Raw genomic sequence first — 23,726 nt, 5'->3', positions numbered from 1 at the left:
GTGGACCACCTGTCTGGCTAATCTGTGCGCCGCTGGAGAAGTACGGCGACGATGACGATGACGCCGGTGAGCATCAGCCGGCTGGCCTCGGGGACGGCGTTGATGCTGAGGATCTTATCGAGATAGCCGATCGTGAGCGTGCCCAGCAGGGTCAGGCCGATCCCGCCGCGACCGCCCATCAGATTGGTGCCGCCGATGACGACGATGGCGATGGCGGTGAGTTCATAGCCGATGCCCGCCTCCGGGTCGCCCTGCTGCTCCTGCGCCGCCTGGCACAGGCCGGCGACGGCCGAGAAGACTCCCGCCAGCGCGTAGGCGAGGACTTTCATCATGGTGACCGGCACGCCCGAGAGCCGCGCTGCTTCCTCATTGCCGCCGATGGCGTAGAGATAGCGCCCCCAGCGCAGGCGCGACAGGATGATCCACGAGACGAGCACGCACGCGAGGAAGATCAGGCTGACGACGGAGACATTGTCGCCCAGCAGGCGCGAGTCGATGGTCCGAAACACGTGCGGCACGTCGGCGGCGGTCCAGGAGCCGTCGGGCAGTTGCATCGCCGTCGAAACCTTTCTGCCGCCGCTGATGCTCTTGGCCAGCCCGCGCGCAAAGACCATCATCGCCAGCGTAACGATGAACGGCTGAATGCGCAGCCGCGCGATGATGCCGCCTGAAGCGGCGCCACATGCAGCGCCCAGCGCCAGACACGCCGGAACGGCCAGCCAGGGCGACCACGACCAGTGAATGCTCAGAATCGAAAAGGCCACGGCGACCAGCGCCAGCACGCTGCCCACCGAGAGATCGATCCCGGCCGTGATAATGACGAACGTCATGCCGCACGCGAGCATGCCGTAGACCGACGCCTGGCGCAGCGCATCGCGATGCGTGTTCCACTTGTAGAAAGCGCCGTCGCCCGAGAAGATGACGCCGATGAGCAGGACAAAACACAGGGCGAGCAATGCCGTCGCCGAGGAACTGGTGATCCAGGCGCGCCAGCCGGACCGCTCGCGATGTTCGAGCGCGAGCAGCGCAGTCGGGTTGTCCGGCGCTTCAGGCATCGGCAGTTGAACCCATCGCGGCGCGGAGCAGTTCGGCGGGCCCGGCCCGGCCGCCTTCGAACGACGCGGCGACGCGGCCGCGATGCATCACCATAATGCGGTGGCTTACCTGGAGCAATTCGAGCCACTCCGACGAACTGAAGACGATGCTCCGGCCTTGCTCGCTCCATCGGTTCATGAGCAGGTAGATCTCGTGCTTGGCGCCGACGTCCACGCCGCGCGTCGGATCATCAAGCAGCAGGATGCTCGGATCGGCGCCCATCCAGCGAGCGAGAACGACCTTCTGCTGATTTCCGCCCGAGAGCGTCGCGACGCGCTGGCGCAGCGACGCGGCTGATAGATTGAGTTGCCGCGCCGATTCGCGCGCCTGCTGCGCCTCGGCAGCGCGATCGATCCAGCCCGCCGGGCTTAGCCTCGGCAGCGTCGCCAGAGTGGAATTGGCGATGATGTCCATCGCCGGCACCAGCCCCGTGCGCTTGCGGTCGTTGGTGACGAGGGCGAGGCCGGCGGCGATGGCGGCGCGAGGCGAGTGGATGCACGCGGGCCGGCCGTCGATTTCGACGCGGGCGGTGCCGCGATCGGCGAACGCGCCGAAGATGGTCCAGAGCAGTTCGCTCACGCCCGAGCCTTCGAGACCGACCAGCCCCAGGATCTCGCCGCGATGGACCTGCAGTGACACGTCGCGGACGACGGGCGGCAGGCCGGGCCGAGCCCCGCGGACGGTGCAGTGGCTTACGCGCAGGCGCACATCGCCGTTGGCCGCGGCGCGCCGCGGCGCCTGCTCGCTCATCGAGCGCCCGACCATGAGGCGCACGAGTTCGCCGGCCGGGAGGTCCGCGGCGCGGCGCGTGGCGATGAGCCGGCCGTCGCGCAGCACCGAGATGCGATCGGCGATGGCGTAAATCTCTTCGAGACGGTGGGTGATGTAGATGACGCCGCAGCCGGCGCCCTTCAGATCGGCAATCCGGGTGAAAAGGTGGCGCACCTCGGGCTCGCTGAGCGCACTGGTCGGTTCATCCATGACGATGATGCGGGCATCGAGCGCCAGAGCCTTGGCGATCTCGACGAGTTGTTGCGTTGAGATGGCCAGGCTGTCCACCGTGCGGCGGGGGTCAACGTGCAGCCCCACGCGCGCGAGCAATGCGCGGCTGCGCTCCAGCGAGCCGGCTCGACGAAGCCAGCCCGCGGTTGATGGTTCACGGCCGAGGAAGAGATTGTCGGCGATGGACATGGACCCGACGAGCGAGAGTTCCTGGTGGATGATGGCGACGCCGTGCGCAGCCGCGTCGCGCGGACTGCGCAGCGATGCCGGGCGGCCCGCGACGTCGATCCGGCCTGCATCGGCGCGCAGAGCGCCGCCGAGTATGCGCATCAGCGTGCTCTTGCCGGCGCCGTTCTCGCCCGCCAGAACGTGGACTTCGCCGCAGTGCAGGTCGAAACTGACCTCGCGCAGCACCCGCTGTCCGCCGAATGACTTGCTGATGCCCTCCATTTCGAACAGTGCGGCAGCGGTGAATGGAGGATGCGACGCAACGGGCATCGCGTACATGCTACCCGGCGGGCCCGACGCCCGCCGCCGGCGAGGTGCGCCCGCGAGCCGATCGACGCCGGATGGTGAAGATCGATCGCACGTCGGCGCGCCAGGCCGGCAGGGCCATCGTGATGAGCGTCTCTTCAATGTTGGTGAGGATGACCACGCTCATCGCCAACCACGCCGGCCAGTCCGGGCCGCGCGCGAAGATGGTGATGGCGGCGCCGAGGATGAACACCCAGCACATCTTGGCCGCCCAGGTGTGGTACGCCGGCAGGCGCCCGAAGCGGAAGAGCGCGGCAAAGACCGAAACCGCGTAACTGGTCATCATCACCGCAATCAGAATTGAGTTCCGCTGGGCAAACTCCGGGCGGAGCATCGCCACGGCAAAGAGCAGCGACGAATACATGAGCGCATCGGCGATGCTGTCGAGGCGGGCGCCGATCACCGAGCACTGGTCGAGCAGGATCGCCAGGCGGCCGTCGAGCCAGTCGGTGAAGAGCATCACACCCAGCAACCAGAAGAAGAGAGTCTCCTGGCCAAGTCCAGCGAGAATAAACAGCACGACAGAGCCGACAATGCGTGAGCAAGTGAGCAGGTTCGGCCAGGTGAGCCACCCGGCACGGCGCCGTCCGTCGGCGTCGCGAACACCGGGGCCGGAAGTGAGCGGCTCGTGCCGGGGCATGCAACCTCTGATGAAGTGTAGTTGAACGGCGAGCAATGGGTCGGGAGAGACGTAGCGTTTCTGCGGCGCCCGTTCGGTGCGGGCGGGCTGGCTCGATCGCCATCGAAACAGTGTGCGGCGCCAGCGCGCTTCCGGCGCCGCCTTTGTGCGATGTGCCGGCTCGACAAGTATGGGCGTTTTCCCTGCTTGCGCGAGGCAGCCAACCGAGTAGCATCGAAGTGAGCAGTCGGCGATTTCAGCCGCTCGCAAGGAGCATCGCCATGACCAGAATCCGCATGGGAACTACGGCTCGCGAGATCATGTCAACTGATCCGGTGTGCGCCGCGCCTTCGATGACGCTTCGGCAGGTGTCGCGCCTGCTGGTCGAGAACGACATCTCCGGCGCGCCCGTGGTCGATGAGTCAGGTCGGATGGTGGGGGTGATTTCCAAGACGGACTTGGTTCGCCGCCTGGCCGAGGGCGGCATGGCCGTCGCTCCGGCGTTCTTCTTCGAGTCGCTCGAAGAGTCGGGCGAGGACATCGGAGAGGCCGTGCCCGCGACGGAGATTCTCGTCGAGGAGTGCATGGCGGAGGAGCCGATCACGGTCAAGCCGGAGGCCACGGCACAGGAGATCGCCCGCCTCATGTGCGACGCCGGAGTGCACCGGGTTGTGGTCATCGACGGCGAGGGCTTTCCTGAAGGGATCATCACGACGCTCGATCTCCTCGGCGTGCTTGCCGCCCCGGCTGAAGCGAAGCACCGCTGATGGACTGCATCTGCTTGCTCCAGCGAACCGAACTCGAGGAAGAGGTGAACCGATGACCGCAACCACTGCCCATGACGTATTCTCCGCCACCGTACACAAGAGCGAGGAGTGGATTCACGAACTCCAGCGCGACCTCGACTGCGATCCGCAGCAGGCGTACGCGGCTTTGCGGGGCACGTTGCATGCGCTGCGCGACCGGCTGCCGGCTGATCAGGCGGTGCAACTGGCGGCGCAGTTGCCGATGCTGATCCGCGGCCTGTTCTACGAAGGCTGGAAGCCGGCCGCCACGCCCACGCGCATTCACCGGCAAAGCGAGTTGTGCGAGCAGGTGTGTGTCCGCGCCGGCCGCGTGTTCGACATGCCCGTCGAACAGGTGATCGAGGCCGTGTTCAAGCTGCTCAACCGGCACGTGAGCGCCGGCGAGATCTGTGGTGTGATCAGCAATCTGCCGCAGGAACTGCAGCGGTGCTGGCCGGATTGAGGTGCGTCCGCCGTGCCCGGCGGACCGACGGCGTCACTGGCTGCAAGGGGGCGGGGAATCCACCCCGGGAATCCCGCCCTGATTGTGCTCTCCGCGCTGAGCACGGTGGCAGACCGGGAATACTCATTTCATGCCGCGACTTTATGGGCAGGCGGCCGTCGCGCGATGGCCGCGCTGCGCCGAGGCTGCACGATTCAGCAGGGGGCGTCATGAAACTCAGCACCACCGGACTCGCTTGCATTCTTCTCACTGCATCCGTCGCTTTGGCGCAGCATCCATTCGCCGACGATCCGGACTGGGTATCGACCGATCTTCGCTACTCGACCGGCGCAGCGCTGGCGGACATCAACGGAGATGGTCTGCTCGATCTGGTCGTCGCCAACGGCAACGACATGCGCCGTGAGCGCCTGGCCGTCTACTACAACCAGGGTGGCGGCGCTTTCCCAGGCACGCCGGACTGGGAGTCGAGCGACGCCGAGTACAACGGCCATCTCGACGTGGCCGACGTAAACGGCGACGGCTGGATCGACGTCGCGGTCGCCGTGCTGCTGCCGGACGTGGCCAGCGCCAAGGTGTATCTCAACAACCACGGCACGCTCTCGAGCCTGCCGGACTGGTACAGCCAGCAACGTGATGCATCGTTCGGCTGCGCCTTTGGCGACATGAATGGCGACGGCCGGCCCGATCTGGCCCTGGCCTCAGGATGGATGTATGGCGGCGACGAGTACCCGGCTCGTGTGCACCTCAACCTCGATGGCGTGCTCTCGCCGGCGCCCGACTGGGAGTCGCAGCAAACTTACATCTACAACGGCTGCGCGTGGGATGACGCCGATGGCGACGGTTGGTTCGATCTCATTGAGACCGGCAGTTTCAGCCACACCGCGGTCTTCCGCAACGCTGGCGGCACGCTCGACGCCGAGCCCGCCTGGACGACGCTCAATAACCCGGGCCAGGATTCGATCATGGTCGCAACCGGCGACGTGACCGGAGACGGCTTGCCCGAACTCTTCACGACGGACAACATCCAACTCAGCGGGGCCGGCTACTTCCGCCAGTACGACGGCCGCGAGAGCGGCTACTACGCCACCTCGTGCTCGTGGTCCTACTACGACGGATACGGCTCTGCCGTTGCGCTGGGCGATGTGAACCTGGACGGCCGCCTCGACTTGGCCACGGGCGCCTGGTGGGATAACTCGAGGCTGTTCTACAACAACGGCGCCGGCCTGCCCGCCGCGCCGTCCTGGTCGAGCCGGCGCAGCAGCGTGGTCGAGAAGATCGTGCTGGGTGACGTGAATCCGTCGTGCGGAGTCGAGCAGCGCATCACCGATCATTTCGACGCGCCGCAATCGCAGCCTCGCCAATTCCACCTGTCGCGCAGCCAGATCAGCAGTGTGGTCGAGGTGCGCCTCGACGGCAACCCGCTGCCGCCGTCGGCGTACATGTGGAATCGCGTGCGCGGCTGCGTGAGCGTCGACATGCGTCTGCCCGGCTCTTCGCTTGAGGTTGAGTTCACCTGGTCGCCGGAAATCGACATGGCGATCACGAACTGGGATCCGAGCCTGGGCAACTTCCTCTATCTGAACCGGCTGTTCGCCGACTGCAACGGAAATGAACTCCCGGATGGCTGTGATATCGCCGAGGGCCGGTCGCTCGATCGCAACGGAAACGGCGTGCCGGATGAGTGCGAAGGGCCGGTGCTGGGTGTTGACGCCTCGTGCCCGCAGGGAGGCGCGATTCGCGTGGAGTGGACCGGCGCGACGCCCGGCGGACAGGCGGCGCTGCTATTCGCCCGCAACCAGGGCTCATTCGTCGTTCCGCCGCAGCAGCCCTGCGCCGGAACGCCGCTTGGATTGGGCGCCAATCAGATTCAGATCGCGTACCGAGGCAGTGCCGGCGCTGATGGCCGCCGCGTTCTCAATGCCACCGCGCCGGGCGCCGCCTGCGGCGGCTACGTGCAACTGCTCGACCTTGACTCCTGCGCGACAAGCAACGTCGTCCGCGTTGAGTGAATTCCTCGCTCAGTAGACCGGCCTGGCGCCGCGGCGGAGTTCGCCCGAGCCGATGCGCACGCGGGCATCGACGACCACCGCGCCGCGCTCGCTGACGATTGTCGGGTTGAAGTCCACCTCTTCGATTTCGGGGCAGCATTCGAGCACCGTGGAGAGGCGAGCGAGGATGTCGCGGACGGCGTGCTCGTCGGCAGGTGGAGCGCCGCGCCAGCCGCGGAGCAACTTCGTGCCGCGCACCTCTTCGAGCATGTCGGTAATGTCGTTGTCCGTGACCGGCGTGAGCCTGAGCGCGACATCCTGGAGAAGATCGACGAGCGTTCCACCGAGGCCGTAGGCGATGGTGTGGCCGAAGGTTTCGTCGAGCGTGGCGCCGATGAGGATTTCGATTCCCTTGGGAATGCTCTGCTGAACGAGCACGGCCGTCATCTGCGAGCCAAGTCGCGCGGCCAGATCGGCGTGCGCCCGGTGCAGCGCTTCTGAGTCGGCGAGATTGAGTTTGACGCCGCCGACTTCGGTCTTGTGCAGAATCTTCGGTCCGATGGCCTTGAGCACGACGGGATAGCCGATCGCCTGCGCTGCTGCGAGAGCGGCGTCGAGGTCTGGCGCGGTGACGGAGCGGGCAATGGGGATCTTCGCCGCCTCGAGTAGCGTCGTCACCTCGCCCGGGCTGAGCCAGCCTCCGCCGCGCTCGTGCGCCGCCTGGATCACCGCGCGAAGGGCCGGCTGATTGAGGTCGCCGACTTCGAGCACTTCGCCTGCGGGCCGGTCGCGCCAGCGCGCAAACTTGAGTGCGCGTGCAAGCGCGGTCACAGCGCCCTCAGGGAAGCGATAACTCGGAATGCCCGACAGCGAGGGCGGCATGCCCTGGGCGCTGAGGAAGGTGGCGAGCACCGGCTTGGCGCACGAAGGCGGGACCGCGTCGCGAATGGCGCGGGCGACGCGATCGGGCGAACCGACGTGCAGCGGCACGAACAGCACGATGACGCTGTCCACGTGCGGATCATCGAGCAGCGCCTTCATCGCCTTGCCGTATTGCTCGGCGTCGGCGCTGGCGATCATGTCAACCGGATTGGCCACGCTCGCGGCCGGCGGCAGGAACGAGCGCAGCGTCTGCACCGTCCGGTCGTCAAGTGTGGGCAGTTCGAGCCCCGCGGCTTCGCACGCGTCGGCCGCCATGATGGCCGGCCCGCCGGCGTTGGTCAGTATCGCGACGCGCGGCCCGGCCGGCAGCGGCTGGTGCGCCAGCAGCGTGGCGATGTCGAAGAGTTCTTCGAGCGTGTTGGTGCGGATGACGCCGCACTGGCGAAAGAGCGCATCGGCGGCACGGTCGCTTCCGGCGAGCGAACCGGTGTGTGAACTGGCCGCCCGCGCCCCGGCCAGCGAGCGGCCGGACTTGACGCAGACGATCGGCTTGACGCGCGCGACCTGGCGGGCGATGCGGCTGAACTTGCGCGGGTTGCCGAAACTCTCGAGGTAGAGCAGAATCACGCTGGTGCGCTCGTCATGCAGCCAGTACTGCAGCAGGTCATTGCCCGAGACGTCGGCCTTGTTGCCTACTGAAACGAAGTTGGACAGGCCGAGATTGAGTCCGCGCGCGTAATCGAGAATTGCCTGGCCCAGCGCGCCGCTCTGCGTGAGCAGACCCACGTGGCCGGGCTGAGGCTGGATCGGCGAGAAGGACGTGTTAAGCCGGACCTTGGGATCGGTGTTGATCACGCCAAAGCAGTTGGGCCCGATGAGGCGGATGCCCGCGGTGCGCAGTTTGCGCACCAGTTTGCGCTCGCGCAATCGCCCTTCTGCTCCCGTCTCCGAGTAGCCGGCGGTGAGCAGCAGGATGCCGCGCACACCCTTGGCGATGCAATCATCCACGACGGCGTCCACGTGGGCGATGGGAACGGCAATCACGGCGAGATCGATGGGCTCAGGTACGTCAATGAGCCGGGGATACGCGGGCACCGACTCGATCTCCGTGGCCTGCGGATTGATCGGGTACAACCGGCCGGTGTAGCCGATGCGCAGCAGATTGTGCAGTACCACCGAGCCGATCTTGCCTGGGTCGCGGCTGGCGCCGATGACCGCGACGCTGCGCGGCTCGATGAAGATGCGCACCGACGCGACGGCCGACTGCGCCTGCCGCTCGTGCAGCCGCTGCTCGTAGACGGGTGTGGGCTGCAGGTCGAGGCGCACGCGCATCATCCCGCCCGCGAGCCGGCTGACCACTTCAAAGCCCGACGCGGCGAGCATCTTGAGCATGCGCTGGTTCTGAATGAGGACGTCGCCGACGATCGAGCGGATGTGCTGCGCGCGGGCGACTTCGGCGAGGCGGTCGAGCAGGGCCGTTCCCAGCCCCTTGCCCTGGGCGGATTCGTTGATGACAAAGGCCATCTGCGCTTCCTCGGGCTGGCCGGGATCGCGCCGATAGTGGCCTACGCCGATGAGCCGCCCCTGCGACTCGGCCACGAGCGTAAAGCGGTCGGCGTAGTCGACATCCATGAGGCTGTCAAGCAGCGCTTCGTCGGCGACGTGCAATTGCAGCAAGCGAGGCTCGACACTCTCGCCGGGCAGCGATTCGATGAACTCATCCAGCGCCGGCCGATCGTCTCCTTCGATCGGGCGGAGTCGCACCACCGAGCCGTCGCGCAGGACGGCGTCGAAGGCGTAGCGCTGGCGAGCATCTTCAAGATTCGGAGATGGAGCAGTCTCGAGAGTCACGACACGGCCTTTCTTCAGCGGCGCTTGCTGGCTCAAAGGGTACCAGCGCGCTTATGTATGACTGTACCCACATAAGCAGAGTAGAATATCCGAAATCGCGCGACCAACGGCAGTTTAGGTGAACTGCCCCGTGGGACAAAACCCTATGGAGGAATGGACTGATGCGAAGCGCCCCTCTGATCGTGGCGTGCCTGGCGGGACTGTGCATTTCACCGTTGCGGCTGGCGCTGGCTCAGGAGCCGGCCGAGCCGGCCGGCCCGGCCTGGACGGACGAGGTCATCGCCTTCAAGGCCGCGGACGGCGCTGATCTTGAAGCCAAACTCTCTCTGCCGAAACGCGACGGTCGCGCACCGGTGGTCTTTTATCTGCATGGCGCCGGGCCGCGCACTTACGACAATCCCTTCGGCTATCGCGACGAAGCCGGACAGGTGCAGGTGGGCCGCTACCTCGACTTCTTCGCCGAGCAACTCGCGCAGCGAGGCGTGGCGTTCTTTCGCATGAGCAAGCGCGGCTGCAAGGCCGTCGGGCCGCCACAGTGGATGCAGATCGAGCGCGAAGTGTTTTCGAAGGCGACGATGAGTGTGCTGCTCGATGACTACGCCGCGGCGCTGCGCCTGCTCGCGCAGCGCGATGACATCGACGCCTCGCGCATCGTGCTGATGGGGTCGAGCGAAGGCACCCGCCTGGGGCCGCTGCTGGCGCGGCGCGAGCCGCAGGGAGTGGTGGGGGTGGTAATGCTCGGCTACGCCGCCGACAACGCGCGCGACACCGTCGTCTGGCAGTCGAGCATCGGACCTTGGCGCAACGTGCAGAATCTCATCGCCGCCGCCCGCGACGGCGAACTGTCTCGAGCGGAGTACGACGAGGCGATCGCGGCCAACGCGTCGCTGGCGCGCATCCTGCCTTTCGATCCGCTTGACGCGGATCAGAGCGGCCAACTCACGGCCGAGGATCTGGAGCTGATAAACAGGCCGCGCCTGCAGATCCTTCTCAAAGCCGTTGAAGATCGCAACGACGACGTGCTGTGGACGCAACTCATGAATCTCTCCTCCGCCTACCTGCTCGAATGGTGGGACGCGGACCCGAACTGGAAAAATCTCCAGCCGCTCGATGTGCCGCTGCACATCTTCCACGGCACGCTGGATGGCACATGCCGGGTCGAAGGCGTGCACGAAGCCGAGCAGGCGCTGCGCGACGCGGATCGAGAGAACCTGACGCTGCACATCTATGAAGGCGAGAACCATGACCTGGGCTGGAGCTGGCGGAACGCACGGGAGGGCGGACCGGCGGCGTTCCGCGACGCGTTCGACCTCGTCGTGTCGCTGGTCAAAGTGCAGCCCTGATCAGGCGCACTCGCAGGTGAACTGCACGACATCCATCCGGCCGATGCGGAAGTACCGGCCGCACCCGGAGAGATAACGGTCATAGGTGTTGTACGTTCGCTCGCTGGTGACGCCGATGGCGTGCTCGCGCGCGGCTCGCAGGTTCGCCGACCAGAAATCGAGCGTCCTGGCGTAGTGCATCTGCAGCGATTGCACGCGCGTGACGCGAAAGCCCGCGCGCTGGGCGCCGCCGATGACCGCCGCCGCCGTGCACAACTGCGCGCCGGGAAAGATCTCGCGGCGGATGAAGCGGGCAAAAGCGGTATCTTCGCGCGTGTGGCGCCGCGGCTCGCGCCAATGCCCGCGCTCCACCTCGACGATGCAGTGGAGCAGCATGCGGCCGTCGCCGGGCAGAATGTCGCGGCATCGCTCGAAGAAGGCCGCGTGCCTCTCGCGCCGGAAATGCTCGAACGCGCCGATGGAGATGATGCGATCGACCGGCTCCTCGAACTCCTCCCAGCCCTGCAGGCGAAAGTCGATGCGCCCGGGCAATCGTCCCGTCCCGGCGCATTGCTGCGACCGGGCGGAGGCGAGTTGATTGCGGCTGAGCGTCAGGCCGATCACTTCGATGTCGAATCGATCCGCGGCGCGCCGCGCGCACGAGCCCCACCCGCAGCCGACGTCGAGCAGGCGCATGCCCGGATGCAGATCGCACTTGTTCAGGGCAAGGTCGAGTTTGGCCAACTGCGCCTGTTCAAGGTTCATTCCCGGGCGCGCAAAGTAGGCGCACGAGTAGGTCATGGATGGATCGAGGAACAGGGCGAAGAAGTCGTTGGACAGGTCGTAGTGGGCCTGGACCTCCGCGAAAAAGGGCTGCGAGTGGGCCATGACTTACCCCTGTCAACGAAATGTTACACGCCGCGGCGCCACTGGTCCGCGCTTCTTACGCCGCGTGGGTCCGACTATCCTTCCAGCGCCTGGACCGGGCGGATGGATGCAGCCTTCGGGCGCGATGATGGAGCACGCGAACGCATGAGCGACACGCACAACGATCACGGCGAACCGTTCCCGACTCCTTGCGCCTTGCTCGACAGGCAGGGTCGCATCCTCGCCGCCAATGAGGCGTGGTCGGAGGCGGTAGGTCGTCACGAACTGCTGACGGCCGTGGGGACGATCTTTCCCGCAGTGCTCGACCAGGTGTCGTCGAGCGGCCGGGCGTCCAGCGGCCTCGTGAGCGTGCTCGACGGGCAAACCAACGAGTTCACCATCGACATCGCGTGCGGCGGCTCGTCGGGCGGCCGCTGGTTTCGGCTCATCGCGTCGGGGCGGCGCGATGAGCAGGGTGGGGCTTCGGTCGTCGTGCTCGACATCACCGATCGCCGCCGCGTTGAAGCGCTGCTCAAGGAGAGCGAATCGCGCTACCGCGAAATCGCGCAAGCCATGCAGAACTCGGCGCTGTGCACGCTCGATCTGTCAGGCCGAATTACAACGTGGAACGCCGACGCCGAACGCATCACCGGCTTTCACGCGAGCGAAATCATCGGCCGGCCGTGCGCGGTCCTCTTCAGCGGGCAGGATCGGGCTGCGAATCTGCCGCGGCGGGCGCTCGAGCGAGCTACCGCTGATGGAACGTTCGAGCACACCGGCTGGCGAGCCCGCTCCGACGGCACGCGCTTCGAGGCGCACACGCTTCTCTCGGGGCTGCGCGATGGCGGTGGACTGCTCAAGGGCTTTCTGCTCCGCACGCGCGATCTCACCGGGCACGCGGCCGCGCATCCCGCGGTGCGCACCGACTACCAGCGCCTGCTTTCCATCATCGAGTCGGCGATGGACGCGATCATCACCGTCGATGACGAGCAGCGCGTCGTCATGTTCAATCAGGCGGCGTCCAAGGTGTTCGGTGTTTCCGTCGCGGATGCGATGGGCTCTCCCCTCGATCGCTTCATCCCGCAGCGCTTCCGCAGCGCGCACGCCGAGCACGTCCGCGCCTTCGGCCGGACCGGCGCGACGAACCGCGAAATGGGCCGGCTGGGCACGCTCAGCGGGCTGCACGCCAACGGCGAGGAGTTTCCGATCGAAGCATCGATCTCCCACGCCGTCTCGGACGGCCGGCGCTTCTACACCGTCATCCTCCGCGACATCTCGGAGAAGCGCCGCCTTGAGAGCCAGTTGCTCCAATCGCAGAAGATGGAAGGCATCGGCCGGCTCGCCGGGGGCGTGGCGCACGACTTCAACAACCTGCTCATGGGCATCTTCAACTACCTCACGCTGGCGACGCGCAAACTCGAAGCCGGTCACCCGGCGCGCGCGCCACTCGAACACGTCAAGCAGGCCGCCGAACGCGCCGCATCGCTCACCCGCCAACTGCTCATCTTCGCGCGCAAGCAGGTCGTCAAACCGACGCTGCTGGCGCCGGGCGATGTCGTCACCGGGATCGAGCCCATGCTCCAGCGGCTCATCGGCGAAGATATCAGACTGCGAACCATCGTCGCGGCCGACGCGGGCAAGGTGCTCGCCGACGGTTCGCAACTCGAGCAGGTCGTGATGAACCTGGCGCTCAACTCGCGCGACGCCATGCCCCAGGGCGGATCGCTGACGATCGAAGTCGGCAACATCCGCCTCGACGAGGCGTACTGCCGCAACCGAGTCGGCGCCACTCCCGGCCCGCACGTCATGCTCGCGGTCACGGACACGGGCACGGGAATGACGCCCGAGGTGCTCAGCCGCCTCTTCGAGCCGTTCTTCACCACCAAGCCGCCGGGCAAGGGAACGGGGCTGGGCCTGGCGACGTGTCACGGCATCGTCGAACAGTGCGGCGGACACATCGCCGTCTACAGCGAGCCCGGCCGGGGCACGAGCGTCAAGGTCTTCCTCAAGCGGCAGGTCGATCCATCAGCCGAGCCCGCGCCGGCGGATGTGCATTCCGAAGCGCCGCGCGGCGGCATCGAAACCATCATGCTCGTCGAAGACAACGCGATGGTGCGCGACCTGGCCGTCGAAGCGTTGCGCGACGCCGGCTATCACGTCCTGCTTGCTGAAACCGGCCTCGAAGCCCTGCGCCTGGCCGCGGCGCACCCCCAGCCGATCGATCTGCTCGTCACCGACGTGGTCATGCCCGAGATGAGCGGCGTGACGCTGGCTGAAAAACTCACCGCCGAACGTCCGGGCCTGCGCGTCATCTTCATGTCCGGCTACACCGACGAAACCATCGCGCACCACGGCATCGAGGCGGGCTCATCCGTCTTTCTCTCCAAGCCGTTCATGACCGACACGCTGCTCGTCAAGGTGCGCGAGGTGCTCGATGCAGAGTCACCGGCGTGACCGTGCGGAGTGAATCGATGCGGTTGGCATGGCCATGCCGTCTCAGCGATGCGAGGTTTCTTCTGCCCAGATCGCCTTGATGACATCCTCGTCGCCGAAACCATCGGGGCAGGCCGGGCTGGGATTCATCGCCCAGTACCACTTCTTCTCGCCGACAGGCACGGCGATCGTTCGGCTGCCGGGCATCTGCACAAAGCCGGCAGAATCATGCTCGCGCACCCACTTCCACGCATAGCGCAGCCAGTCGGCGCGGTGTGGGTCGCTCTGGTGGGCGAACCACGTGATCTCGTCGTAGCCCCAGATCCAGGAGCCGCCGATGTTCTGTCCTTCGCGACCGCTGCGGCCGGAGTTATCCAATTCAACGAGGTAGGGCAGATGCTCGCACTCCCAGCCGCTGGGCGTGATGCCCCCTTTGCTGCGGCCGTACAGGCTATCGCGGTAGCCGACCTTCAGTACTCCCTCGTGCGGACGATCCGCCACTTCGTCGATTCGCATGGGGAATGAGTGAAAGTCGAAGAGCAATCGGCCATCGTCGACGATGCCGCCGGTGGGCACGTGGGCGTCGATGAGCACGAAGCCTCGCCGCGCATGCAGCCGGGCATATGCTCGCACGCGATCGAGCACGGCGCGCCAGTGGGCATGGCCCGGATCGCGGCGATCCATCAAGCTCACCTGGCCGAAGTGAATCGCCTCGATGCCCAGGTCGACGTAGTTCATCCCCAGCGTATAGAACCAGAGTTGCGTTTCGACGCGACTCATGTCGGGTACGGAAGCGCCCTTTCCCCAGTGATCCTTGAAGGACCCATCTTCATAGAGCATGGCCGCATAGGAGAACCGCCGCTCCTCGAATGGCAGACCGAACGCAACGAACGCGCGGGCCGGGATCGCAACTTCGTCAACGCGCGTGGTCACTATCTCGAACTCGGCTGCTTGGAGAATCAGATCCGGCAGTGCGGCGTGGACCTTGGCCGCCGCAGGCCGCGCCGAGGCGAGGAGCGCTCCGAGATTGTGTTCGTTGCCCCAGAGGTAGAGCGTGCGACCCGCGAATCGCGCCCCGATGTCGCGGAGGTAGCGGACCTGGTCATCGAGATCGCCATGGCCATGGAGCATCCCCTCCATCGTCACCGCACGAGACAGCCGCGATTCGAGTGCCTCGAGGGAGATGTTGCTCGCCTCGCCCGGCCCGGCGGCGCGGAGGCCGCATAGGGAGACCATGCCAACTGCAAACCAAACCGGCAATCCCCGCTTCATCCTGTGCTCCGCCATGGGCGCATTGACCATAGGCCGGTGCGTTGGACAAGGGTGTGCATGCCTTGGCGCGCGGTTGTGAGTTTGTGTGACGCTATGATCCGGCGACGCCCGGGAGCCGTCTTTCCGTTGTTCTGGAGTAAATCATGATGAAGCGAATCGTCGTATCCGTCGCCGCGCTGCTTGCGGCCGCCACCTCGTCCTTTCCCCGCCAGGACGCCGGCGAGGCTCAGCCTCCGGTGGAAGCGACCGACGTCCCGGCGGCGCTCAACTTCAAGATGAAGGACATCGACGGCAAGGAGATCGACCTCGCACAATACGAAGGCAAGGTCGTGCTCATGGTCAACGTCGCCAGCAAGTGCGGCTACACGCCGCAGTACGAAGGCCTCGAGCAACTCCACCAGCGCTTCCACAAGAAGGGCCTGGTCATCCTCGGCTTCCCGGCCAACAACTTCCGCAACCAGGAACCCGGCAGCGACGAAGACATCAAACAGTTCTGCACCGACAAGTATGATGTGCACTTCCAGCTGTTCTCAAAGGTCTCCGTCAAGGGCGAAGACATCTGCCCGCTTTACAAGCGACTCACGGACAAAGAGCAAACCCCCGCCAGCCTCGGCGAGATCAACTGGAACTTCGAAAAGTTCCTCCTCGGCCCCGACGGCCAGGTCGTCAAGCACTACCGCAGCAAGTCCACGCCGGAGATGCTCATCGAAGATATCGAGGCCCAGCTCGCCCTGGTCAAGCCGGACAAGCTCAAGCCCGCGAAAGAGGAGGATCCAGAAAAGATCGGCGCGTTGCCTCGCCTGACTGAGCCCGCCCTCGCCGAGCCGACCCTTGCCGACGCCGCGGTCCGCGAGCACCCCGGCCTGCACAACATGGTCGCCTACCACGATCATTTCATCTCCGGCAGCGCGCCCGAGGGTGAGCAGGGCTTTGCTTCGCTCGCGGCCATGGGCGTGGCCACCATCATCAGCGTCGATGGCGCAGCGCCCGATGTCGCGCTCGCCCGCCAATACGGCCTGCGCTACATCCACCTGCCCATCGGCTACAACGGCTTCGACGAGCAGCGCCAGCTCGAACTCGTCCGCGCGACGCGCGATGCCATCGCCCACGGCCCGGTGTACATCCACTGCCACCACGGCCAGCACCGCAGCGCCGGCGCCGCCGCCGCGGTCGCCGTGAGCCTCGGCTGGCTGCCTGCCGAAGCCGCCGTGCAGCGCATGCACATCTCGGGCACTTCACCCGAGTACAAGGGCCTCTACGCCTGCGCTGCCCAGGCCGCCGTCATCGATCCCTCGCGCATCGACGCCGTGCCGGCTGACTTTCCCGAGGTCCAGCGGCCACAAGGCTTTGTCAAAGGCATGGTCGAGATGGATGAGATCAACGAGCATCTCAAGGCGATCGAGAAGGCCGGCTGGACCACCCCGGCCGATCACCCGGATCTCGTGCCGGTGGCCGAGGCCGGCCGCCTGGCCGATCTGCTGCGCTTCCTCGCCGCCGGCGATCGCGCCAGCCGCGAGGGGGCCGACTTTGCCGATCGTCTCAGCGCCGATCAGATCATCGCCGGGCAGATCGAAGACTTCCTCGCCGCCGGCCGACCCGACCCAGCACGACTCTCCGAGCTGTTCCAGCGCCTCAACGCATCCTGCAAAGACTGCCACGCGAAATACCGCGACTGACCGCTGCGGATGTGCGACTTCAGCGGCATGCCCTTCCGCAGCAAATCGTTGTAAATGAAAGAACCGTAATCCTCGCTGTGAATTCGCGATTGGGGCGCGGCCGTAGGGGGCGCACGAACTACAATCGCCAGTGAACCAAACATCTGGTCACCTGTCCCGACCTGCCACGGTGGCCGGTGAGATCCTCTGGGTCTACGCCATTCCCATCGTGCTCATTCACTGCCTCGCGCTCGCGGCGCTTGTGCCGTGGTTGTTCAGTTGGACCGGCGTGATCGTGATGATCCTCGGCGTGCACGTCTTCGGCCAGGGGATCAACATCGGCTACCACCGTCTGCTCACGCACCGCAGCTTCGTGGCGCCGCGCTGGGTGGAAAATGCGTTCGTGGTGCTTGCGTTGTGCTGCCTGCAGGATACTCCGGCGCGGTGGGTGGCGAACCATCGGCACCATCACAAACACTCTGACACCGAACCCGATCCCCACAGCCCGCTCGTGCACTTCTTCTGGTCGCACGTCGGCTGGCTCATGCTGCGCAACACCGGCATCCACACCCTCTCAGCCTACCAGGCGAGCGTGCCCGATCTCATCCGCGATCCGTTCTACCTCAGGCTCGAGAAGAACCCGATGCTCGTGTTCTGGATCTACTCCGCCCACGCGGCTCTGTTCATGCTCGCGGGCATGGCCGCGGGCGCGCTGCTCGCAGGGCCGGAGGCCGATCGGCTGACGGCTGCGCTGCAGATGGCCCTGAGCCTGCTCGTGTGGGGCGTGCTGGTGCGGACGGTGGTCGTGTGGCACATCACCTGGTCGGTCAACTCGCTTTCGCACATGTTCGGCTACCGCAGCTACGACACGGGCGAAGAGAGCCGCAACAACTGGCTCGTGGCGCTGCTGACGGTGGGCGAAGGTTGGCACAACAACCACCACCACGACCCGGCGAGCGCCTCGAACCAGCACCGCTGGTGGGAGATCGACGTTTCCTACTACGAGATCAAAGCCCTCGAACTCCTCGGCCTGGCCACCCGAGTCCTCCCACCCCGCCACATCCGTAAGCGCCGCCCGGCCGGGCAGGCGACGGCGAGCTGACGGCGCGCCGGTTGCCTTGGCCCCAGCCTGACAGTAACCTGACGGGTATGGCTTGGCTCTTTGGGACTCTCGCCCAAGTAAGCCCGGCCGAGGATCGTGGAAAGGGCGCACTACTGTGTCCTGAGTTTTCCGAATCACGGTCGGCCGCTCGTTTTCAGCGGCATATTTGAAGGCTCTGACACAGCCATGGCGTCCCAGATACTGGTGGACAATCATGTGAAGTCTCGCAAGCGCGTCATCGACCATGGTGAGGTCTATACCCCGCCGGGGCTTGTGAATGACATGCTGAATCTGCCGGGAGTCGCACACGAGTGCGAACGGGTCGATTCACGCTTCCTCGAACCCGCCTGCGGGACCGGGAATTTCCTGGCCGAGGTATTGCGTCGACGATTGGCGGCCGTTGATCGAAAGCACAAGCCCCAAACCCGATGGGAGCCAAATGCGCTGCTGGGCCTCGCGTGCCTCTACGGTATTGAACTGCTCCACGACAACGTCAACGACTGCCGCGACCGCCTCTACTCCCTGTTTGCGGAGCACTACACAAAGCGCTACGGCAACCAGATCAAGCCCGAATGCCTGACAGCGGCGCGGCACATTGTCCGCTGCAACATTGTGCAGGGTGATGCGCTCAAGATGACCACGGTAGGGGACAAGGTCCTCCCGGCCCGGCCGCTGGTGTTCACTGAATGGTCGCTCATGGGCGGCGGCATGTTCAAACGCCACCGATACGAGTTCCGCGAATTGACGCCGCCGCTGCCGGGCGCAGCGCCCGCCCTTTTCGAGCAGGATGTCGAGCCGCTCTTCTGTGAAGCGGGCAAGCCTGTCTTCAAACCGCGTGCACTGGACACGCCGCCGCTCATTCATTATCTCAATCTAGGCAATTGCGAGGGGAATGGCTGAGGCGTGAGTTCCAGCGGCGCACAACCTCGATATCGTCACTTAGTCACCAACCTGAAAGGCGCAAGCAGATGTATCAGCGCAGTTTCGGCACGAATGGACAGATGCGGTTCTCCAATGCGAACGACTACTACGAGTTTCTTGGATTCCTGTGCAAGAATGACGGTAGCACCTCGATAGTCTGGGAACCCAACGATGAGCAAGGCGCGTGGGGACCCGAAGGTCGCATCCACTTTCACGTCGATCCGCCCGTTGCTCTACGAGCCGACTTGGATTACACGAGGGGTAGAGGCAATAACATCGTGTGGCGCGTGAACTGCAATGAGTTCGTCGAAGACGTGCTGGCTAATCACGGATTTGTAGTGGGTGCCACGCAGGATCGGACCACGGTTAGGGCAAGCGTTCCCAATGCTAATATACCTGATTTCGACCGCGGCTTAGGCCTATAGACAGAACCGTCCGGCATTTATAGTTGCGATGACTGGCGCAGAAGTCCCATGAATACAGCAATGCATAACCCAGACATCCTTACGTGCTTGGCGAACCTGTCGGCGGACGAGGTTTTCACGCCGCCCAAGCTCGCGAGCGCGATGCTTGACATGCTGCCGCAGGACTTGTTCAGGTCGGGCGAAACGACGTTCCTCGATCCGGTCTGCAAGAGCGGCGTATTTCTGCGCGAAATCGCCCGCCGGTTGAATGATGGCCTGCGCGACCAGATGCCTGACGAGCAGAAGCGCGTGGACCACATCCTCACGAAGCAGGTCTTCGGGCTGGCCACCAGTGAACTCACCAGCGCGATCAGCCGGCGGAGCGTCTACTGTTCAAAGAAGGCCGATGGGAGATATTCCATTGCCACCAAATTCACTACATTCGAGGGCAATATTCGCCTGCCCCGCACGAAGCATCGGTGGAGCAACAACGGCCGGTGCGAGGACTGCGGCGCAAGCAAGGGGGGGTACGAGCGAGGCGAGGCGCGCGAGGCGTATGCGTATCCATTCATCCATGGCATCAATCCACAGGAGCTCTTCGAGGTGCAATTCGACGTCATTATTGGAAACCCCCCTTATCAGTTGAATGACGGGGGCGGTACCGGTTCAAGCGCCCGTCCCATATATCATCTGTTTATCGAGCAGGCCAAGAAGCTATCACCGCGGCTTCTAGCAATGATTGTACCGTCGCGTTGGTTTACGGGGGGAAAGGGTCTCGATGACTTTCGTCAACAAATGCTCGCGGACGACCGTATCCGATACATCATCGATTATTCGGATTCGCGCGATTGCTTTCCGGGAGTCGATATTGCCGGCGGAGTGAACTACTTCCTTTGGGACCGTGGCTACCACGGCCCCTGTAGCTTCACAAATATCCACGGCGCACATCGCGATGTCGCAGTAAGACCGCTGAACGAGCTTGATACTCTCGTTAGACACTCAACAACGCTTTCGATCGTCCGAAAGGCCAAACGCTGTGCGTCGGAGCGAAATCTCTCAGAGTGTGTTTCATCGAGGAAACCGTTCGGACTCGACTCGAAGGTGAGGCCACGGAATGCGGGAGGGTTGACTCTAGTATCGAGCAACGGAATTGGCTTATTTCCGAAGAGCGAGGTGCCCGATGGTCACGACTTGATCGATACATGGAAGGTGTTTGTGTCGAAGGCGTCGTCCGACCACGGCGGACAAGCGGACGTTGCCGGACTGCGCAAGGTATTTGCGCGCATTCTTCCTGCGGGACCGGGCATGGTCTGTACCGAAAGCTACTTGGTCATTGGACCGTACCCGAACGAGCGGCAAGCCAGCAACATTATCGCCTACCTGACCACCAAAACCGTGAGATATCTTGTGGCGGCTTCCCTATTCACGCAGAACATCACCAAGGACCGCTTTGCGTTTGTCCCCCTCCTTCCGGCGACAAAGGCATGGACTGATGAGGAACTTTACGGCGAACTACGGTTGGATGCGGATGAGGTGGCGCACATTGAGAACACCATTCGGCCATGGGGGAGCGAGTAAATGGCCGACTTTTTCCCGCCCCGTCCTGGCGCGACTCCGACGATCTACGCCTTTGCCAGCACGCACCCCGATCATGCGGGCTTACTGAAGGTCGGCTACACCGAGCAGAGCGCGGCGGGGCGCATAGCGCAGCAGTTTCCCGGCGGATTCACCGGGTACGACATCAAATTGATCGAGCCGGCCATGAGGCCGGATGGATCGAGCTTCACCGACCGCGATGTTCACCGTCACTTGCGAGCGCGTGGCATTCCCAACCCGTCGCACGAATGGTTCCGCTGCACGATCAATGATGTCCAGGCGGCGATTCTGGCTGTGCGCGAGCGGCGGGCGAACGTCGAAGACCGCACGCTGAGTTTTTGCCTGCGGCCGGAGCAGGAGCAGGCCGTCGCAATGACGGCCGACTATTTCACCCGCGCCGCCACCGAGCAGAAGGGGCATACGCCGCACTTTCTCTGGAACGCAAAAATGCGCTTCGGTAAGACCTTTGCCGCGTATCAGCTTGCGAAGCGCATGGGGTGGAAGAAGGTCCTGGTGCTGACGTTCAAGCCAGCGGTCAAGCACGCCTGGGCGGAAGACCTTGAGCGGCACATCGATTTCGAGGGTTGGCAGTTTATCACGCGCGATGGAGAACTGACATACCAGAAGGCCAACAAGAAGAGGCCGATCGTGTGCTTTGGGAGCTTTCAGGATTTCCTTCAGCGCACGCCAGCGGGGGCGATCAAGCCGCGCAATGAATGGGTCCACGAAACCAATTGGGATTGCGTGATTCTGGATGAGTACCACTACGGCGCATGGCGAGAGAACGCCAAGGGACTTTTCGGCGCGGATGAGGAAGATTCCGGCGAAGTGACGGCCGAAGTGACCAAAGACGAGCAGGCGTTTGACGAAGACATTTTGCCGATCACGACGGGGCACTATCTGTACCTGTCGGGAACGCCGTTCCGGGCGCTGGCATCAGGCGAGTTCATCGAGGAGCAGATTTACAACTGGACCTACAGCGATGAACAGCGCGCCAAGCGCGACTGGCAGGGGCCGGGACCGAATCCTTACGCCGCGCTGCCGAGGCTGGTCCTGATGACCTATACGCTTCCGGATGACATTCGGCAGGTTGCGGAGATGGGCGAGTTCAACGAGTTCGACCTGAACGAGTTCTTTCGTGCAGACGGGGACAGAGCCCAGGCAAAATTCGAGCATGAGGACGAAGTTCAGAAGTGGCTGGACCTGATTCGCGGGGCGTACCGCGGGACAACGGTTGAGGATTTGAAACTTGGGCGGGAAAAGCCGCCGCTGCCGTTCTCCGATGCGCGCCTGATGGGCGTGCTGAACCACACCTTCTGGTTCCTGCCGAGCGTGGCGTCGTGTCATGCGATGGCCAATCTACTCGAAGCGCGGCAGAACACGTTCTATCACGATTTCAAGGTGGTCGTGGCGGCGGGAGCGCAGGCGGGAATCGGAGCCGAAGCGCTGCCGCCCGTGCTGGAGGCGATGGGCGAACCGCTGGCGACGAGAACCATCACGCTCTCCTGCGGCAAGCTGACGACGGGAGTCACAGTGCGGCCGTGGACGGGGATGCTGATGCTGCGCAAGTGCTCCAGCCCGGAAACGTACTTTCAAAGTGCGTTTCGCGTGCAGTCGCCGTGGATCGTACCCGGAGAGAACGGCGATGAGATCGTCGTCAAGCCGGAATGCTACGTCTTCGATTTCGCCCCGAACCGCGCGCTGCGGCAGATCGCGGATTACGGCTCGCGGCTGGCGACGGATGATGCCACGCCTGAGCAGCGCGTGGCGGAGTTGGTCGGGTTCCTGCCCGTTCTCGCATATGACGGCAGCGCGATGCGGCAACTCGACGCGGAAGCGATTCTCGACCTCGCGACGGCTGGCACGAGCGCCACGCTGCTGGCCAAGCGCTGGGAGAGCGTTCTTCTGGTGAACGTGGATGATGCGACCCTCGGCCGGCTCATGGAAGATGAGGAAATACTCAAGGCGCTGATGAACATCGAGGGCTTCCGTAATCTCAACGCTGATCTGGAGACGATCATCAACCGCTCAGAGCAGATCAAGGACGCCAAGCGTAAGGTTGCAGACGGTGATGACTTGTCGGCCAAGGAGAAGAAGGAACTGACCGAAGCAGAAAAGGAGCGCAAGAGCCTGCGAAAGCAGGTGCAGGAGAAGCTTCTGAAGTTTGCCGCTCGGGTCCCCGTGTTCATGTACCTCACCGATTATCGCGAGCAGCGATTGAAGGATGTCATCACGAAGATCGAGCCTCGACTCTTCCAGAGAGTGACGGGCCTGACCACGGCGGACTTTGACCGGCTCGTGACACTTGGCGTGTTCAACAGCCAACTGATGAACGACGCGGTGTGGAAGTTCCGCCGGTACGAGGATGCGAGCCTGCGGTACATGGGAGTGGAGCGACACCGCCCGCTGGAACTGGGGCTGTGGGATACCGAACTTACGGAAGAGGATTTTCGAGAGACGTTCGAGCGGGTCGTGTCGGAGTAATCTCGGCGTCGGAAGCGGGTCACCGCCGACCGATCGCCCACGACGCGCGAGAATGCACGCGCTGATCGTATGGATTGACCCCATGGCTCGGAGAGTTGAAGTGTTGCGCCGTATGTTTGCCCGGTTGGGGCTGATCGCGGGGGCGTTCCCTTGGATGCGCCACGCGCTGGCGCGCAGGGGGCAGGCGGGGATTCATACGGGCCAGGCCGGGACTCAGGCGGGCCAAGCGCCGCCGCATACGAGGGAACCGGGGATTCATATGACCCAAACCGGCAAACATACAGCGCAACCCCCCATCCGCGCAAAACAACGGCTCATTTCGGCCGTGAGACCGAGTCAAACGCGCGACTGCGGGCCGCTTCGCGAGGTCCGACGGCTTTATTGAGCTCCTGAGGGCGGTTCGCGTGTCTATCTCGTCCGCCGACCCCCTTGCCTGGGGCTGTCCCGAACA

Annotated in this window: 16 protein-coding genes; 10 read left to right on the top strand and 6 right to left on the bottom strand. The window is 64.5% G+C overall.

Features of this window, described 5'->3' with window-relative positions:
• Positions 1-17: 17 nt before the first annotated feature.
• From IT430_04725 to IT430_04715, 3 genes are read right to left on the bottom strand one after another with little or no spacing between them, the layout of a single operon-like run.
• Positions 18-1,055, bottom strand: coding sequence for an ABC transporter permease (locus tag IT430_04725; GenBank protein ID MCC6907225.1), 1,038 nt, complete (start codon positions 1,053-1,055; stop codon positions 18-20).
• Positions 1,048-2,595: a sugar ABC transporter ATP-binding protein gene (locus IT430_04720; protein MCC6907224.1), complete on the bottom strand. Its 1,548-nt coding sequence runs from the start codon at positions 2,593-2,595 to the stop codon at positions 1,048-1,050. The genes IT430_04725 and IT430_04720 overlap by 8 nt, the downstream gene beginning before the upstream one ends.
• A gap of 10 nt (positions 2,596-2,605) precedes the next feature.
• Positions 2,606-3,271: a CDP-alcohol phosphatidyltransferase family protein gene (locus IT430_04715; protein MCC6907223.1), complete on the bottom strand. Its 666-nt coding sequence runs from the start codon at positions 3,269-3,271 to the stop codon at positions 2,606-2,608.
• Positions 3,272-3,531: 260 nt separating this feature from the next.
• Between IT430_04715 and IT430_04710 the strand changes: the two genes are divergently transcribed.
• The 3 genes from IT430_04710 to IT430_04700 all read left to right on the top strand — a co-directional run bounded on the left by IT430_04710 (position 3,532) and on the right by IT430_04700 (position 6,507).
• The gene (locus IT430_04710) at positions 3,532-4,017 is read left to right on the top strand and encodes a CBS domain-containing protein (GenBank protein ID MCC6907222.1); all 486 of its coding nucleotides are present in this window, start codon (positions 3,532-3,534) and stop codon (positions 4,015-4,017) included.
• 52 nt (positions 4,018-4,069) lie between these two features.
• Complete coding sequence (locus tag IT430_04705) at positions 4,070-4,498, top strand: DUF2267 domain-containing protein (protein MCC6907221.1); 429 nt, start codon at positions 4,070-4,072, stop codon at positions 4,496-4,498.
• Positions 4,499-4,707: 209 nt separating this feature from the next.
• The gene (locus IT430_04700; protein MCC6907220.1) at positions 4,708-6,507 is read left to right on the top strand and encodes a VCBS repeat-containing protein; all 1,800 of its coding nucleotides are present in this window, start codon (positions 4,708-4,710) and stop codon (positions 6,505-6,507) included.
• A 9-nt stretch (positions 6,508-6,516) separates the two neighbouring features.
• Here the strand turns inward: IT430_04700 and IT430_04695 are convergent, their stop codons facing one another.
• On the bottom strand, positions 6,517-9,219 hold the full coding sequence (locus tag IT430_04695) for a GNAT family N-acetyltransferase (protein MCC6907219.1): 2,703 nt from the start codon (positions 9,217-9,219) through the stop codon (positions 6,517-6,519).
• A gap of 161 nt (positions 9,220-9,380) precedes the next feature.
• Here IT430_04695 and IT430_04690 point away from each other — a divergent pair, with 161 nt between their 5' ends.
• Positions 9,381-10,562 carry a hypothetical protein gene (locus tag IT430_04690; GenBank protein ID MCC6907218.1) on the top strand — a complete coding sequence of 394 codons (1,182 nt, stop codon included), beginning with the start codon at positions 9,381-9,383 and terminating at the stop codon, positions 10,560-10,562.
• Here the strand turns inward: IT430_04690 and IT430_04685 are convergent, their stop codons facing one another.
• Positions 10,563-11,429, bottom strand: a complete 867-nt coding sequence (locus tag IT430_04685; GenBank protein MCC6907217.1) for a class I SAM-dependent methyltransferase — start codon at positions 11,427-11,429, stop codon at positions 10,563-10,565.
• 144 nt (positions 11,430-11,573) lie between these two features.
• Between IT430_04685 and IT430_04680 the strand changes: the two genes are divergently transcribed.
• Positions 11,574-13,862 (top strand): PAS domain S-box protein, encoded by a 2,289-nt coding sequence (locus tag IT430_04680; GenBank protein ID MCC6907216.1) that lies wholly within the window; start codon positions 11,574-11,576, stop codon positions 13,860-13,862.
• Between the two features lie 42 nt (positions 13,863-13,904).
• Here IT430_04680 and IT430_04675 read toward each other — a convergent pair whose 3' ends face one another.
• Complete coding sequence (locus IT430_04675) at positions 13,905-14,972, bottom strand: hypothetical protein (GenBank protein ID MCC6907215.1); 1,068 nt, start codon at positions 14,970-14,972, stop codon at positions 13,905-13,907.
• A 416-nt stretch (positions 14,973-15,388) separates the two neighbouring features.
• On the opposite strand from IT430_04675, the gene IT430_04670 reads away from it, so the two are divergent.
• The 5 genes from IT430_04670 to IT430_04650 all read left to right on the top strand — a co-directional run bounded on the left by IT430_04670 (position 15,389) and on the right by IT430_04650 (position 23,275).
• The gene (locus IT430_04670) at positions 15,389-16,789 is read left to right on the top strand and encodes a redoxin domain-containing protein (GenBank protein MCC6907214.1); all 1,401 of its coding nucleotides are present in this window, start codon (positions 15,389-15,391) and stop codon (positions 16,787-16,789) included.
• 130 nt (positions 16,790-16,919) lie between these two features.
• Entirely contained in the window at positions 16,920-17,870 is a 951-nt protein-coding gene (locus IT430_04665; protein ID MCC6907213.1) for a fatty acid desaturase, read from the top strand.
• A gap of 96 nt (positions 17,871-17,966) precedes the next feature.
• Positions 17,967-18,770: a hypothetical protein gene (locus tag IT430_04660; protein MCC6907212.1), complete on the top strand. Its 804-nt coding sequence runs from the start codon at positions 17,967-17,969 to the stop codon at positions 18,768-18,770.
• Positions 18,771-19,264: 494 nt separating this feature from the next.
• The gene (locus tag IT430_04655) at positions 19,265-20,773 is read left to right on the top strand and encodes an Eco57I restriction-modification methylase domain-containing protein (GenBank protein ID MCC6907211.1); all 1,509 of its coding nucleotides are present in this window, start codon (positions 19,265-19,267) and stop codon (positions 20,771-20,773) included.
• The gene (locus IT430_04650) at positions 20,774-23,275 is read left to right on the top strand and encodes a GIY-YIG nuclease family protein (protein ID MCC6907210.1); all 2,502 of its coding nucleotides are present in this window, start codon (positions 20,774-20,776) and stop codon (positions 23,273-23,275) included. It begins immediately after the preceding gene.
• Positions 23,276-23,726: the final 451 nt, after the last annotated feature.

The sequence above is a fragment of the Phycisphaerales bacterium genome, assembly GCA_020852515.1.
Lineage (GTDB): Bacteria > Planctomycetota > Phycisphaerae > Phycisphaerales > UBA5793 > UBA5793.
Note: the sequence above shows the minus strand (reverse complement) of the source record. Positions and strands in the feature narration are given on the sequence as shown.

What these genes read in the sequence shown, in the direction of transcription:
- IT430_04685 (MCC6907217.1), bottom strand. Translation starts at nt 11,429, where the DNA reads ATGGCCCACTCGCAGCCCTTTTTCGCGGAGGTCCAGGCCCACTACGAC.
- IT430_04710 (MCC6907222.1), top strand. Translation starts at nt 3,532, where the DNA reads ATGACCAGAATCCGCATGGGAACTACGGCTCGCGAGATCATGTCAACT.
- IT430_04690 (MCC6907218.1), top strand. Translation starts at nt 9,381, where the DNA reads ATGCGAAGCGCCCCTCTGATCGTGGCGTGCCTGGCGGGACTGTGCATT.
- IT430_04670 (MCC6907214.1), top strand. Translation starts at nt 15,389, where the DNA reads ATGAAGGACATCGACGGCAAGGAGATCGACCTCGCACAATACGAAGGC.
- IT430_04715 (MCC6907223.1), bottom strand. Translation starts at nt 3,271, where the DNA reads ATGCCCCGGCACGAGCCGCTCACTTCCGGCCCCGGTGTTCGCGACGCC.
- IT430_04680 (MCC6907216.1), top strand. Translation starts at nt 11,574, where the DNA reads ATGAGCGACACGCACAACGATCACGGCGAACCGTTCCCGACTCCTTGC.
- IT430_04675 (MCC6907215.1), bottom strand. Translation starts at nt 14,972, where the DNA reads ATGCTCCATGGCCATGGCGATCTCGATGACCAGGTCCGCTACCTCCGC.
- IT430_04725 (MCC6907225.1), bottom strand. Translation starts at nt 1,055, where the DNA reads ATGCCTGAAGCGCCGGACAACCCGACTGCGCTGCTCGCGCTCGAACAT.
- IT430_04700 (MCC6907220.1), top strand. Translation starts at nt 4,708, where the DNA reads ATGAAACTCAGCACCACCGGACTCGCTTGCATTCTTCTCACTGCATCC.
- IT430_04650 (MCC6907210.1), top strand. Translation starts at nt 20,774, where the DNA reads ATGGCCGACTTTTTCCCGCCCCGTCCTGGCGCGACTCCGACGATCTAC.
- IT430_04705 (MCC6907221.1), top strand. Translation starts at nt 4,070, where the DNA reads ATGACCGCAACCACTGCCCATGACGTATTCTCCGCCACCGTACACAAG.
- IT430_04720 (MCC6907224.1), bottom strand. Translation starts at nt 2,595, where the DNA reads ATGCCCGTTGCGTCGCATCCTCCATTCACCGCTGCCGCACTGTTCGAA.
- IT430_04655 (MCC6907211.1), top strand. Translation starts at nt 19,265, where the DNA reads ATGAATACAGCAATGCATAACCCAGACATCCTTACGTGCTTGGCGAAC.